The sequence below is a fragment of the Psychroserpens burtonensis DSM 12212 genome, from assembly GCF_000425305.1.
GTDB lineage: Bacteria > Bacteroidota > Bacteroidia > Flavobacteriales > Flavobacteriaceae > Psychroserpens > Psychroserpens burtonensis.
In genome coordinates this window covers 32,831-46,774 of record NZ_AUDE01000010.1, presented here as the reverse complement: position 1 = coordinate 46,774, position 13,944 = coordinate 32,831, and the positions used below count along the sequence as shown (strand labels likewise).

The following is a 13,944-nucleotide window of genomic DNA, read 5'->3' as shown; positions in this document are numbered from 1 at the left end:
TACAAATATCGCATTTTTTAAACGAAAAAAGCATTCCGTTACAGAATGCTTTTTAGCTATTAATCAATTATAGTTAGATTAATTCATTGGAACTTCAAGAATAATCAAATCAGAATTATTATTTGATTTTATATCAATACTTTCTGTGTCATAAACACCAATAGCATCTCTTTTTCCTAGTGTATTATCAGCCACTTCAACTTCACCATCTATAACAAATACATAGAATCCATTTTGCTTAGTTTTTACATTAACACCTATGGACTTACCTGATTCTAAGTTTGTACGATACATATAAGCTTGCTGATTAATAGGTAAGGCATCACCTTCTAATTTATCTTTTGGTGCAACAACCGTTTGCAATTGATTCTTTTGTTCTTCGGAAAAAAATGCACGTTGCTCATAATTAGGTTTTACATTAGTTGCTTCAGGAATAATCCATAACTGGAGAAAGTTAACCTCATCTGTTTTACTATCGTTAAACTCAGAATGTGTCAATCCAGTTCCTGCACTCATGACTTGTACTTCGCCAACTTCAATATCCTGTGTGTTTCCCATATTATCTTTATGTGAAAGCGCACCACTTAAAGGAATCGAAATTATTTCCATATTTTGATGAGGATGTGTACCAAATCCCATTTTAGGTTGAACGAGATCATCATTTAAAACACGCAGTGCTCCAAAACTCATACGTTCTGGATTGTGATAACTCGCAAAACTAAAAGAATGGTGTGATTTCAACCATCCATGATTAGCGAAGCCTCTGGTGTCTGCTTTGTGAAGTATTGTTTTCATTGAAATTTATTTTAACCCCAAGACAGTGGGACAATCATTATTAGTTCTAATTTAAAAAATGCAATCAGGTTGAGATTTCTCGATTTCTCTTGAAATGACAGCCGAATTAATTTGCAGGTAAAAATCCCATTTTACCCATTTGATAATCACGCATAGCCTCTAAAAGTTCAGTTTGAGAATTCATAACATAAGGTCCATATGTTGCAATAGTTTCATTGATAGGTTCTCCAGAAAGAAATAACAATTTACTATCGGTTTCTGCTTGTATTGAGAATCCTTCCCCATCCTGATTAAACTCTAGCAGTTGATTTTTATCGAGTTCTAAAATTTCCGAAGTATTAATTAAAACCTTTCCATTTAAAAGGTACAACATACCTTGATGAGAGTTGTCAAACATTATCGCTTGCTCTCCTCCTGCTTTCGCATCTATCATGAAAGCGTTGACTGGTGTTTGAGTTGCAATTTTCCCAAAAAGATTATCAAGTGTGCCTGCAATAATTCTAATCTCAACTTTTTTATCTTCAGAAACGATCACATTAAATTCCTCATGTTTTGCATGTTGATAATTGGCTTGCATCATTTTCTTCTCTGCTGGTAAATTCAACCATAGTTGTATCCCTTCAATCATACCTCCTTTTTTGATAAGCTCTTTTGTTGGACCTTCAGCGTGAATGATACCTCTTCCAGCTGTCGTCCACTGCACATCACCAGCTTTTACGATACTTTCATGACCTAAAGAATCGCGATGTAATTGCTCGCCTTGAACCAAAAACGTAATGGGCTCGAAACCTCTGTGCGGATGTGGTCCTAAATCAAAAGGGTTACGCTCTTCATTAATTTCATAAGGTCCATAATGATGTAATAACACAAATGGATCTATCATTTTTATATGTTGTGTTGGAAATGGCTGACGCAACCTAATGGGTCCCATATCGACGAAATGACTTCGTCCTGCTCTTTTTATTGTATTTAATTTCATTGTTTAATCCTATTTGAAATAGTTTTTATGGAAACTATTTAGTTAAGAAAACGCAGTTACTAAGGCCCCTAAGAAGATCCCTGCCAATGCAGAACTTTAGTTACCGCATTTTATCCAAGAGATTACTCAATTGCTCTGCTTCTTTTTCATTTAAATTTTTCAACAACTCGGTATTTAAATCGTTTGGTATGGATTCTAATAGTGCTACCCCTGTATTAGTAATTACTATTTTAACAACCCGTCTATCGTGCTCTGAAGGTAGACGTTCAATACAGTTTTTAGCACAAAGCTTATCCATTAGTCGCGTAGCATTTGGTGAGCGTTCTAACATTCTATCTTTTATAGTTTGAACGTTAAGTGGCTCACCTGCTCCTTTCAATATTCTTAAAATATTATACTGTTGTGGTGAAATCCCAAAATCTTTAAAAAAATCGTTTTGACAACTCGTAATCCAATTTGAAGTATAAATAATATTGAGCATTGCTTTCACTCTATTATTTGGAAACGTTGAATTTATATCTTTAGAAATATCTCCCATATACTAATCTTCAGTCTTCAATTTGCAATAAACTCGCTTTAATCTATAAACTCTCTTGAAATTGTTTGACCTCTTCTACTAATTGGTCATTCAATTTAGAATTACTAATTTTTCCTTCCGAAAAGTTATCATTAAAAGAAGGCAGTGAAAACTTCCCTATAATATTAGCGTCATGACGTGGAAAACGTTCACTAGAAATGCCTAAAACTGATTCTCCTCCTCTTGCTCCAGGTGAAGTTGCCATCAACAACATTGGTTTTCCACAAAATGTTTTAGCTTCTGCTCTAGATAACCAATCAAATAGATTTTTAAATACTGTTGCGTAAGCTCCGTTATGCTCTGCTAAAGATATGATCATTCCATCTGAAGAATTGATGTAGTCTAGGAATTTATGCGCATGATCTGGAATGCCATGCTCTTTTTCGTAATCGATGCCATAGACAGGTAATTCAAAATCATTTAAATCTAAAACAGTTATCTCTACATTTTTAACTAACGTTGATGCATAAACTGCTAATTGCTTGTTTATTGAATCTTTACTGTTACTTCCTGCGAATGTTATAATTTTTTTCATTTCTCTTAGTTTTTAATTCTTTTATTACAAATATACGATACTACTAATAACACTAACGCTATTAAGGCTCCTGTTTGCTCACCATCACCTATCATGTAATGTGCAAAGAATGCGAGTATGAATGCAAAAAAGAAACCTGCGTACGCCCATTCTTTGAACATTTTTAAATTGGGTAACCAAATCGCGACTAAACCTAGTAACTTAACTACTGCATAAGGATAAATTAAATATGTTGGATAGCCAAAACCGGTAAATGCTTGCCTGATATCTTCGTGATTGAAAAAATACATACTTACAGAAAACAATAGTAATAGGGTCAATAATCCTGTAGCCAGATAATATATAATTTTGTCTCGATTCATGTTTTAAAAAGTTTTTGTCTGTGCAAATATAGAACAAAATAATTATATATTCCTAGGAATATAATTCCATGTAATTAATTTTAACAAAAAATTCACTTTTTAATATGTGACTGGTTTCGTAAATTCGTAGGAAATAAAAACACTATGGATTTAAACTTCAATAAAAACGAAGATCATAATAAATTACTTCTTTCTGACCTCAAAAAACGTTTCGCCAAAGTAAAGCTTGGTGGAGGAGTAACGCGTATTGAAAAGCATCATGCTAAAGGCAAAATGACTGCTAGAGAGCGTGTTGATTATCTTTTAGATTCAAAAAAACCAATTATAGAAATTGCTGCTTTTGCTGGTGATGGCATGTATGAAGAACATGGTGGTTGCCCATCTGGTGGTGTCATAGTGAAAATGGGTTATGTTAAAGGAAAGCAATGCATAGTTGTTGCCAATGATGCCACAGTGAAGGCTGGAGCGTGGTTTCCAATTACTGGAAAGAAGAATTTGCGTGCTCAAGAAATAGCTATTGAAAACCGGTTGCCAATTATATATTTAGTGGATTCTGCAGGTGTGTATTTACCAATGCAGGATGAAATTTTCCCTGATAAAGAGCATTTTGGTCGCATTTTTAGAAATAATGCAATTATGAGCAGTATGGGAATCACCCAAATCGCAGCAGTTATGGGAAGTTGTGTTGCTGGTGGTGCTTATCTTCCAATAATGAGTGATGAAGCTATTATTGTAGATAAAACAGGGAGTATTTTTCTTGCGGGTAGTTATCTAGTGAAAGCTGCGATTGGAGAAAGTATTGACAATGAAACTCTAGGAGGTGCAACAACGCATTGCGAAATTTCTGGTGTAACCGATTATAAAGCAAAAGACGATAAAGACGCGTTAGAAACTATTCAACGTTTAGTGGATAAAATTGGTGATTATGACAAGGCTGGTTTTAATAAAATAGCTGCAAAAAAACCGAAAGAAAATCCTGATGATATCTTTGGTATTTTACCAAAATCACGTGCAGCCCAATACGACATGAAAGAAATCATCAAACGCTTAGTTGATAACAGTGAATTTGATGAATACAAAGAAGGTTATGGAAAAACAATCATCACAGCATATGCGCGTATCGATGGTTGGGCAGTTGGTATTATTGCCAATCAACGTAAACTCGTAAAGACAAATAGCGGTGAAATGCAGTTTGGAGGTGTGATTTATAATGACAGTGCAGATAAAGCGACACGCTTTATTGCCAATTGTAATCAGAAAAAAATCCCTTTAGTGTTTTTACAAGATGTTACTGGCTTCATGGTTGGTAGTAAATCTGAACATGGTGGTATTATCAAAGATGGTGCTAAAATGGTAAATGCTGTTAGTAATAGCGTGGTACCAAAATTCACAATTATTATTGGTAATAGTTATGGTGCAGGAAACTATGCTATGTGTGGAAAAGCTTATGATCCCAGATTAATAGTCGCGTGGCCAAGTGCAGAACTTGCAGTTATGAGCGGAAATAGCGCAGCAAAAGTATTATTACAAATAGAAAAAGCATCACTTCTTAAAAAAGGTGAAAAAATCACCGAAGAGAAAGAAAAAGAATTATTCGACAAAATCAAAAACAGATACGATAACCAAGTATCTCCTTACTATGCTGCGTCTCGCATTTGGACAGATGCGGTTATTAATCCATTAGATACCAGAACTTGGATTAGTATGGGAATAGAAGCTGCCAACCACGCTCCTATTGAAAAACCTTTTAATATGGGTGTTTTACAGGTTTAATACCAATTTAAATAGTCAAGGTTGTACATAAAACGAAGTTGCTTTTTCGTTATATAACGTTGTGATCGATTTTCACAGCATTAGTTACGTAAATTGTGAACAATAAAATAGAACGGGAAATGAACAAGTTTTAATGCGAAATTTATTATTTATATTAGTATAAATGTCACAACAAAAAACAACCTCACCAGCATATACAATCATCTTACTCATATTAGCTGGTGAGTCTGTTTTTATATTACCTTTTGTTTTACAGCGTATTTTTAGAACTACATTTTTAGAATCTTTCGCCATTAGTCAATCAGAGTTAGGAAGTTGCTTTTCTATTTATGGACTGGTCGCTTTAGTGTCTTATTTGTTTGGAGGACCTTTAGCAGATAAATTTCGTCCGCAGATATTAATGTCTATAGCTTTAATGCTTACCGCTCTTGGTGGCTTTTATTTAGCTAGCTATCCAAGCTTAGCAAATCTTCATGTATTATACGGGTTTTGGGGTTTCACAACTATTTTTTTGTTTTGGGCTGCAATGATTAAAGCAACTAGAATTTGGGGAGGACAAAGCAAACAAGGAATAGCTTTTGGATTTTTAGATGGTGGTCGTGGTTTGGTGGCTGCATTGTTTGGATCGGTTGGCGTTCTTGTATTTTCCGCATTTATCACCAAAGACATAGAGCTTACTTCTGTTTTAGAACGCAAAGAAGCTTTTAAACAAGTCATCACTTATACTGCCTTTGCAGTTTGTGTGGTTTCTATTCTTGTATTTTTCTTTTTGAGAAATTTAAATTCTTCGGAAGAAAAACAGATTGAAATTAAAATCGGAATTGATAAACCGAAAACACTAACGCTAGCAAACTTTAAAACGGTCATGCAATTTAAAGCTGTTTGGCTCTTGATGATTATTATTTTATGTGCTTATTTTGGATATAAAATGACAGATTTATTTAGTCAATATGCTGAACAAGTCATGAATTATAATAAGATTGAAGCTGCCAAAGTAGGCACTTCACTTTTATATCTACGACCAATCATTGGTGTTGTGATTGGTGTATTAGCAGATCGTACACGAGCATCATTATGGATTATGATTGGCTTTTTACTCATGCTTGTAACCAGTGGGGTTTTTGCTAGCGGACTAATCAATGACAGTTCTACCCTTCTATTCATATTATCTATTGGTACTATGGCATTGGGAGTATATTCTGCAAGAGTACTTTATTTTGCAACTTTAGAAGAAAGTAAAATACCACTGGCTTTGACTGGAACTGCTGTCGGTTTTATTTCTATTGTTGGGTATACACCAGATATTTTTGCTGGACCTTTAATGGGGTACTTCTTGGACAAAAACCCTGGAGCAATTGGATTACAACACTCCTTTAGAATTATGACGCTATTTTCTTTGGTTGGTCTTGTAGCTGCTTTTTGGTTGTATAGACATTCTAAATCAACAACCAATTAATTCCCTTTATGCGCCTTTAACCTTGGAATCGTCAACAAGGTCGTTTGACGCCCATTTACATATCTAAATCCGTCTTCTCCATAAAACCCAGCCTCTTCTAACATGACTCTAATATCACGCTTCCATTCTGGAATGTTGACGGTTGTATTTAATTCAATAGCATATACTGTATTTGGATATAAGGGATAGTCTCCAGCGCCTGCAACTCCTCCTTGAGAATCCCACATCCCAATTGTTGGTCCAGATGAATGTCCATAACTTCCTAAAGGATGTGTGTAAATTGAAGGTTTTAATCCTTCAGCTTTTGCTTCTCGAAGTGATTTTAAAAGAATCTCGTTTCCAGTTTGCCCTGTTTCAAAATTATTGGTAAAGATATCTTGTACGCGATTACCTTCTTTAAGTGCCTTTATTAAAAACTGAGGAGGTACCGTTTCATTGGGCTTCAATACATAGGCTAATTCTTGACAATCTGTGTTTAGTCTTAAATAAGTGATTCCGAAGTCACAATGCACCAAATCACCAGGAACAATAATTTGTTCTTCTGGTCGGTCTGAAAACGAATACAAATGTCCTTTCAAATCATCCTTTGATCGTTGCACGTCAACTGTTGGATGAAACCATGTTTGTAAACCTAAATCAATTACTTTTTGTCGCATCCACCACTCTACATCAGATGTGGTTGTAATTCCTGCTGTGATGACTTTTTCAGAAAACGCTTCTGCAATAATATCATGCGTAATATCTACGAGTTGATTATAAATAATCATTTCTCGTTCCGTTCTGGTCTCAATCCATCCTACTGCAACTTTTTCCGCAGAAACCACTTTACTTTTATAGGGCTTAGGAAGCACCTGCATCAATTCATCGTAATCTGTTTTATCGAGTCCGTCAGCAATATTAAAATGCGTTGAATAATTTAATCCTATTTGATTTGGGTTTCGTTCTTCAATAATCTCAACCAAACGCTCCCACTGATTAGGTTGTTGTTCCTTATCCCAAGCAGAAATTATATTATCCCCAAAATTGTAACGTGCTACAGCCAGTTTTTCTAGGGTATTCATATGTTTATTTCTATAAAACACAATGATTGTTCGTCGCCTCGCATTGAGCCAAGTGGCTGGTAACATTGTTTTCAAAACAGGATCCTCATTATACTCTCTAGACATTAAAATCCACATATCTAGATTGGCGCGATCCATTAAATCTGGTAACAAATTATTAAAACGATCTGCAAGAATATCATCAATAACGACGGCTTGTTCTTTAACAGATAATATTTGTTGGGCATGGATTTGAAAGCTTACAAATAACAGGAGAAAGCATACTTTTTTCATTTATCTTATTGTATCGTTTAACATCTAAATTCGACTTCAGGTTAAAAATATACAATTCCGGTTATCTATCAATCCTTAATCAGAGAAATAATTTCTGGTAATAACCCAATTGCTGTAATGAGAATTGTATTACTTTTCTTTTTTGGAGCTTCTGCATTTTGAATGTATGAAGCACTAGATGCCTTTGGATTTCTAATCATCACGACAGTGCTAGAGGTGTCTTCTTCAAAATTTTCTTGGGCATAAGTATAAGCCAATTGAATACCATCACTATGTAATTCTTTAATACTCGATTTATAGTTCTCAAGAGCATGCATGATTTTCTTCAATGCTTTTGGAGATGTTTTCTCGAGAACGACTCCATTAATACCAGAATATGAAATAATAGTTATGCTATCATCTTCGGAAAGTCGCTTAGAGATCAATTACAAAGTCTGCTTTAAAATAACTTTATCTTCGATAGCTAATCCGTTTGGTGCCGACTGAATTAAGAATGTAATGTTTTTAGAGGATAGCGAGTCCTGTTCTGAATTCTTGCCCATAGTCTCTATAACATACGAAATAACATTTTCTATGCTTACAGATTTTGTTTCGATAGCCATGTCTTGAGCGTTTGCAACGTAGAAAAACAAGCAAACGAGTACTAAAGTGATTTGATTTTTCATTGGATTAAGGTTTTTAGTTACACTAATTTACAACCAAAGCACAGGTAATACAATAACAATTGAGTGAAGTAAGCATTTGAATGAGTGAACTATAAATAATTAGAAAGAGCAACTTAAAAGTTGCTCTTTCTAATGTAGAGATCACATTTATTTACAAATATCTATAAGATTCAACAAGTCGTATAAATTCTGCTCTATAACCATCATCATCGTTACCTCTGCCCTGTTTTGCCAACCTAATAACATCTTTCATTGATGCGCCATTATCATATTGAGATTGTAACAAATTCATTCCTATTAATGCAACTGCCGAAGCAAAATTCATATCCTCACTAGCTATTGAAATTTTAGTATCCTGAACATGAACCATCTCAATACTCTTATCTCCATCTGGTTTTTTATATCTAAATTTCACAGTAAAAAGTTCGTCAGTATAGTTATTAGTAATTTCATTTTTTGTGTATTTTAAATTAGAACTATTTTTTAAATAATGAGATGAAACTCCAACAGGAATAACTTCATAAAGCGCAGTTACGGTATGACCACTTCCTAATTCTCCCGCATCCTTTGTGTCATCAATAAAATCTTCATCTGCTAGTAATCTATTTTCATATCCTATAAGTCTATAGGCTTGAACTTTCTTAGGATTGAATTCCACTTGAATTTTAACGTCTTTCGCTATGGTGTATAATGTGCCTCCAAACTCTTTTCCAAAAACTTTTTGAGCCTCTTGCATGTTGTCGATGTAGGAGTAATTCCCATTCCCTTTATCTGCCAACATTTCTAATTTTGAATCCTTATAATTACCATATCCAAATCCTAAAACCGATAAGAATACTCCAGATTCTCGCTTTTTCTCTATTAACGTTTGCATATCACTATCGCTAGATGCACCTACATTAAAGTCACCATCTGTTGCCAAAATGACTCTATTGTTTCCATCTTTCTTAAAATTTTGTTCTGCTAATTCGTAAGCTAATTTAATCCCTTGTCCGCCAGCTGTAGAACCACCCGCTTGTAATCGCTCTAAAGCTTCCAAAATAATTTCTTTTTTATCGCCAGATGTTGGTGTTAAAACAACGCCTGCTGCACCTGCATACACAACAATAGATACCCTGTCTTTTTCTCTCAACTGATTCACTAAAAGTTTAAACGATTTCTTTAATAGATGTAATTTATTTGTAGCATCCATAGACCCAGAAACATCAATTAAGAATGTCAAATTTGATGCAGGCAATTTATCGTTGTCATAGGTTTTACCCTGAAGCCCAATTCTAACGAGTTGCGTTTTATTATGCCAAGGTGTTTGAACAACTTCTGTATGAATGGCAAATGGATGTGTATTTCGTGGCTGCGAATAATCATAGCTAAAATAGTTGAGCATTTCTTCTATTTTAACTGCATTTCTAGGAACCTCTTGTCCGTTATTAATCATACGTCTAATATTACTATATGCTGCTTTATCTACATCAATAGAAAAGGTTGACAAAGGTGCTAATGTTGAACGTTTAAATGCATTCTCATGTATTTGAACATAAGACTCGTTCAAAAAATCATTGATGATATCAAAGTTGACATTATTTCTAGGTCCTTTAGTTCTTAAAACAATGACGCCTTTAGAGCCTTCATAACCATAAACAGTTTTACCTTGAAGGGAATTAAGAATTTCAACATGTTTTAACTTATCTGTTTTGATACTTCTAAATTTTTCTTCGGAAATTGGCCTACCATCAAGTACATATAAAGGTTCTGATGAAACTGACATAACATTCTTACGTCCTATCCCATAATTTCTTGATTTTGATTTTGTAGATACGCCTGCCGCACGACCAGAAAGTGTTGAAGATAATGTGGGTTTAGACCAGTTATTTTTGACCCGACTACTGTTGGAAGCCCCACTATAAGCTGATATAACCACCGTTTCAAGTGCTGCTAAATCCTCTTTTAAAGCGACGTTAATTTCTACAGTATTTCCAACCTTAACTTTTTGGCGTCTTATACCTACAAAAGTATACACAAGTACATCTCCTACAGACGCTCTAATTTTATAATAACCGTCAAAATTAGTTTGTACGCTAATTGAGGTGCCTTCAATAATTACTGACACTCCAGGTAATGGCAATCCATCTGAATCTGATGTAACTATGCCATAAATTTGTTTCTCTTGTGCATTTAATAATAGACTTGTAAAAAGTATAAATGATAGATTTAATACTAGTTTCATAATGGTTATGGTTTTAAGTTCACACCAAACTTATAACCACATCTCGTTTTATAAAATGAGGAATGAGGGAAACATTATTTTGAATTAGGGAACCGTCACTTTATGAGATCCAGCGTCTTTTTACGTTGTATTTTACCCGTCTCTGTCATCACAAATTGTGAGACTGCATATATGTTCTTCGGAATTTCAAACTTCCCTAAACCTTCAAAAACAGAAACCTCTAAAGTGGTATGATCTGCTTCCAACACAAGGATGAGTCTTTCGCCTAAGGTATCATCAGCTTCTGAAGCTATAAAAAATTGTGTTTTAATCTTCCCTTTGAGCTGCGCTTCTATTTGTTCTGGGAATAATTTCAATCCGCCAGAATTAATCACATTATCATAGCGCCCCAACCATTCAAAACTATGCGTAGACTGTAGTTTTACAATATCATTTGTGACTATTCTCTCTGAAGCTACTTTTGGCGCTTCAATCACTAAACAATCCCTTTCGTCTTGCGAAATCGTAACATCTGGTAAGGTTTCAAAATAGGCGTTTTTAACACCATTATTTAAAAGTTTTAAAGCGATATGCGTCACCGTTTCAGTCATGCCATAAGTTGCAAAGACTTTCGTTTTTAAATTTTGAATAGCAGCTGTTAGCGCTTTAGAGACCGGAGAACCGCCTACTATTAAAATATCAATATGATGCAGATATCCTAAGGAGGATTGCATTTGCATGGGAAGCATCGCACAAAAACGATAGGATTTTTCGTAATCAAAAACAGGTTGTGATGTTGGCGTCACCACATCAATTTCTAGACCTAGAACCAAAGCACGCACTAACATCATTTTGCCAGCAATATAATCCGTAGGAAGACAGTGCAAAGCAGTATCTCCAGGTTGTAGTCCTAAATAATGGGCAGTAGCCATAGCTGAATTCACCATAGCCTGCTTATGTATTTCTATCGTTTTGGGGGTTCCAGTAGAACCAGACGTTTTCACCAAAACAACGGCATGGTCATCTAACCAATTTAATAAGAATTCACCAGTAGATCTTTGAAAATACGCACCTTCTTTAACCAAGCTATAAGCCACCTCTTTGAGTTCCTCGTGTTCAAAGTGAGTTCCATTGAGTTTAAATCTTGAATGGATATTAGCAAATGTTGGTGTCATCACATTTCCGTGTAAAAAAATTAATCGCCTATAATTTTATAATCTTCTGTTGGTGGTTCATGGATTTTACCAAATAACTTTTCTTTCCAATTGTTCCACTTATACACTCTAGAAAAAATAAATAATATAACAGGAAACATTATAAACACAGGAAATACCATGTCTATAAATTCTAATTTTGGCTCTGAAGTATCCTTTAAAATTGAATGGGTTTGAAATACAGTCCAATCTGTAGTCACCAGCAATGCAGTAAACAAATTATTAGCTGCATGAAAGCCTAGCGCCAACTCTGTACCGTCATCCATTAGAGTCATGATTCCTAAAAATAACCCTGTACCAATGTAGTACACCATGATACTGTAGCCTAATTTACCAACCTCTGGATTTGCGATATGTAAGAGACCAAAAATAAGCGATGTCATTAGCAATGGAAACCATCTGTTTTTTGCTAACATACCAAAACCTTGCATCAAATAGCCTCTAAACACATACTCTTCTAAACTGGTTTGAATAGGGATTAATGCAACTGCTATAATCACTAGAATAACAAAACGTTCTAGCTCAAAATTGAGTTGATAATTCTCTGGAGACAAATAGAAATAATCAACTAAAACTAATCCTGTCGAGATCACTCCCCAAAATACAAACGCAAACATAATACGTTTCCAGTCCAACTTTTTACGCGAGGTAGCGATACTTACCATTTTTTGTTTGTGTAATGTTTTAACGGCGACCCACAAGCCAATAAAGGCGAAAGCAAATGACAATAAAACTAACAACAGAAACACGTTAGAATCCAAAACCTGATACATCGTAGTTTCATTAATTCCCGTGACATCACCACCCTCTGTCGTGGTTTTGTACATAATCACTATCATTAATGGGAATTGACCTATGATGGCTGCCATTGCAACCAAAAGAGATCCTAATAAATATCTCCAAAAATCATGTTGCACTTTAAATGCTTGAGCTATAAACATAGTTATATTTTTAAATATTTAAATCTAGATTAGAGAGGCTCCAGCCTTGATTATTTTCGTAACGCAATGTACCATTTTTCACAGCTAATGGCGAATCAAAATTATTAGCAAATAAGCTACCAGTGCCTAAACCTTGCGGTGATTTACTATTGAGCGTATACGTCCATTGGGCAATTGCATTGAGACCTATATTACTTTCAAGTGCGCTTGTTACCCACCATTTGATGTGTTGTCTTTCTGCCAATTTAATCCATGCCTCACTGCCTTTGAATCCGCCGACTAATGTCGGTTTTAGAATGATATATTGCGGATTAATAAGCATCAACATCTCTTTCTTTTTTTCTTCGGAAAAGACGCCAATCAACTCCTCGTCTAAAGCAATTGGTAGAGGTGTGCTTTCACACAACGTCGCCATGTCACTCCACTGTCCCTGTTTTATAGGTTGTTCTATAGAATGTAAATCAAAGTGAGATAAGCGTTTTAGTTTTTCTAAAGCTTCTTGAGGAGCAAATGCGCCATTAGCGTCCACTCGAAGTTCTATATCGTTTCCTGAAAACTCTTGTCGGATGGATTTGAGGAGTTCAATTTCCGAAGAAAAATCTATGGCTCCAATTTTCATTTTTATACATGAGAAACCAGCTTTCAATTTGTCTTTGATTTGTTGTTTCATGAAGGCTTTGTCACCCATCCAAATCAGTCCGTTAATTGGGATAGGTGATTGGTCTTGAGTAAATCGTGAAGGAAACAAATTAAAACCATCTGCACTTTCTAAAGATTTGAAGGCTATCTCTAATCCTATTTGGATACTCGGGAGTTCAATAAGTTCATTGATTAAGATCTCTAAACCTAGATTGATATTATCGCAAGCCCATTGGAGTTTGTCTTCAAAATCTGGTCTATCATCAATACTTAGACCTCTAAACATACCGCATTCTCCAATACCCATTTTACCGTTTTTCTCTAAAACAACAAACCACGTGTCTTTGGTTTTTAGTATGCCTCGAGAGGTTCCACTTGGATTTTTGAAATTGAGTATGTACTGTTTACAAATTGCTTTTATCATCGCTACAAAAATAAGCATAAAAAAAGTTGATGTTTTTGTTTAACATC

General features: G+C 34.9%; 14 protein-coding genes. 2 read left to right on the top strand and 12 right to left on the bottom strand.

The features are described 5' to 3' along the window. Positions 1-78 precede the first annotated feature (78 nt). From H593_RS0103900 to H593_RS0103880, 5 genes are all read right to left on the bottom strand, one after another. Positions 79-795 carry a pirin family protein gene (locus H593_RS0103900; protein ID WP_028871230.1) on the bottom strand — a complete coding sequence of 239 codons (717 nt, stop codon included), beginning with the start codon at positions 793-795 and terminating at the stop codon, positions 79-81. Between the two features lie 106 nt (positions 796-901). Next, positions 902-1,774 (bottom strand): pirin family protein, encoded by an 873-nt coding sequence (locus tag H593_RS0103895; RefSeq protein ID WP_028871229.1) that lies wholly within the window; start codon positions 1,772-1,774, stop codon positions 902-904. 100 nt (positions 1,775-1,874) lie between these two features. Further along, positions 1,875-2,312, bottom strand: coding sequence for a MarR family winged helix-turn-helix transcriptional regulator (locus tag H593_RS0103890; RefSeq protein WP_028871228.1), 438 nt, complete (start codon positions 2,310-2,312; stop codon positions 1,875-1,877). A 43-nt stretch (positions 2,313-2,355) separates the two neighbouring features. Continuing rightward, on the bottom strand, positions 2,356-2,886 hold the full coding sequence (locus tag H593_RS0103885) for an NADPH-dependent FMN reductase (RefSeq protein ID WP_028871227.1): 531 nt from the start codon (positions 2,884-2,886) through the stop codon (positions 2,356-2,358). Positions 2,887-2,891: 5 nt separating this feature from the next. Continuing rightward, a complete protein-coding gene (locus H593_RS0103880; protein ID WP_028871226.1) occupies positions 2,892-3,248 on the bottom strand; it encodes a DoxX family protein in 357 nt (118 codons plus the stop codon). Positions 3,249-3,392: 144 nt separating this feature from the next. On the opposite strand from H593_RS0103880, the gene H593_RS0103875 reads away from it, so the two are divergent. Then, positions 3,393-5,021, top strand: a complete 1,629-nt coding sequence (locus H593_RS0103875) for an acyl-CoA carboxylase subunit beta (RefSeq protein ID WP_028871225.1) — start codon at positions 3,393-3,395, stop codon at positions 5,019-5,021. Between the two features lie 163 nt (positions 5,022-5,184). After that, positions 5,185-6,477, top strand: coding sequence for an MFS transporter (locus H593_RS0103870; protein ID WP_028871224.1), 1,293 nt, complete (start codon positions 5,185-5,187; stop codon positions 6,475-6,477). On the opposite strand, the gene H593_RS0103865 is transcribed toward H593_RS0103870, so the two are convergent. From H593_RS0103865 to H593_RS0103835, 7 genes are all read right to left on the bottom strand, one after another. Beyond that, positions 6,474-7,811, bottom strand: a complete 1,338-nt coding sequence (locus H593_RS0103865) for a M24 family metallopeptidase (protein WP_028871223.1) — start codon at positions 7,809-7,811, stop codon at positions 6,474-6,476. The two genes, H593_RS0103870 and H593_RS0103865, sit on opposite strands and share 4 nt — an antisense overlap. Before the next feature lie 68 nt (positions 7,812-7,879). Continuing rightward, the gene (locus H593_RS0103860) at positions 7,880-8,236 is read right to left on the bottom strand and encodes a vWA domain-containing protein (RefSeq protein ID WP_028871222.1); all 357 of its coding nucleotides are present in this window, start codon (positions 8,234-8,236) and stop codon (positions 7,880-7,882) included. Next, a complete protein-coding gene (locus H593_RS0103855; protein ID WP_028871221.1) occupies positions 8,237-8,476 on the bottom strand; it encodes a hypothetical protein in 240 nt (79 codons plus the stop codon). A gap of 151 nt (positions 8,477-8,627) precedes the next feature. Then, entirely contained in the window at positions 8,628-10,700 is a 2,073-nt protein-coding gene (locus tag H593_RS0103850; RefSeq protein ID WP_028871220.1) for a vWA domain-containing protein, read from the bottom strand. A gap of 95 nt (positions 10,701-10,795) precedes the next feature. Then, positions 10,796-11,854 carry an AMP-binding protein gene (locus H593_RS0103845; RefSeq protein ID WP_028871219.1) on the bottom strand — a complete coding sequence of 353 codons (1,059 nt, stop codon included), beginning with the start codon at positions 11,852-11,854 and terminating at the stop codon, positions 10,796-10,798. 20 nt (positions 11,855-11,874) lie between these two features. After that, a complete protein-coding gene (locus H593_RS0103840; RefSeq protein ID WP_028871218.1) occupies positions 11,875-12,834 on the bottom strand; it encodes a CPBP family intramembrane glutamic endopeptidase in 960 nt (319 codons plus the stop codon). A gap of 10 nt (positions 12,835-12,844) precedes the next feature. After that, positions 12,845-13,897: an o-succinylbenzoate synthase gene (locus H593_RS0103835; protein WP_028871217.1), complete on the bottom strand. Its 1,053-nt coding sequence runs from the start codon at positions 13,895-13,897 to the stop codon at positions 12,845-12,847. Positions 13,898-13,944: the final 47 nt, after the last annotated feature.

Excerpts from the sequence above, each read along its gene's own strand:
- H593_RS0103895 (WP_028871229.1), bottom strand. The coding sequence starts at position 1,774 with ATGAAATTAAATACAATAAAAAGAGCAGGACGAAGTCATTTCGTCGAT.
- H593_RS0103835 (WP_028871217.1), bottom strand. The coding sequence starts at position 13,897 with ATGATAAAAGCAATTTGTAAACAGTACATACTCAATTTCAAAAATCCA.
- H593_RS0103900 (WP_028871230.1), bottom strand. The coding sequence starts at position 795 with ATGAAAACAATACTTCACAAAGCAGACACCAGAGGCTTCGCTAATCAT.
- H593_RS0103875 (WP_028871225.1), top strand. The coding sequence starts at position 3,393 with ATGGATTTAAACTTCAATAAAAACGAAGATCATAATAAATTACTTCTT.
- H593_RS0103840 (WP_028871218.1), bottom strand. The coding sequence starts at position 12,834 with ATGTTTATAGCTCAAGCATTTAAAGTGCAACATGATTTTTGGAGATAT.
- H593_RS0103855 (WP_028871221.1), bottom strand. The coding sequence starts at position 8,476 with ATGAAAAATCAAATCACTTTAGTACTCGTTTGCTTGTTTTTCTACGTT.
- H593_RS0103850 (WP_028871220.1), bottom strand. The coding sequence starts at position 10,700 with ATGAAACTAGTATTAAATCTATCATTTATACTTTTTACAAGTCTATTA.
- H593_RS0103845 (WP_028871219.1), bottom strand. The coding sequence starts at position 11,854 with ATGACACCAACATTTGCTAATATCCATTCAAGATTTAAACTCAATGGA.
- H593_RS0103890 (WP_028871228.1), bottom strand. The coding sequence starts at position 2,312 with ATGGGAGATATTTCTAAAGATATAAATTCAACGTTTCCAAATAATAGA.
- H593_RS0103870 (WP_028871224.1), top strand. The coding sequence starts at position 5,185 with ATGTCACAACAAAAAACAACCTCACCAGCATATACAATCATCTTACTC.
- H593_RS0103885 (WP_028871227.1), bottom strand. The coding sequence starts at position 2,886 with ATGAAAAAAATTATAACATTCGCAGGAAGTAACAGTAAAGATTCAATA.
- H593_RS0103865 (WP_028871223.1), bottom strand. The coding sequence starts at position 7,811 with ATGAAAAAAGTATGCTTTCTCCTGTTATTTGTAAGCTTTCAAATCCAT.
- H593_RS0103880 (WP_028871226.1), bottom strand. The coding sequence starts at position 3,248 with ATGAATCGAGACAAAATTATATATTATCTGGCTACAGGATTATTGACC.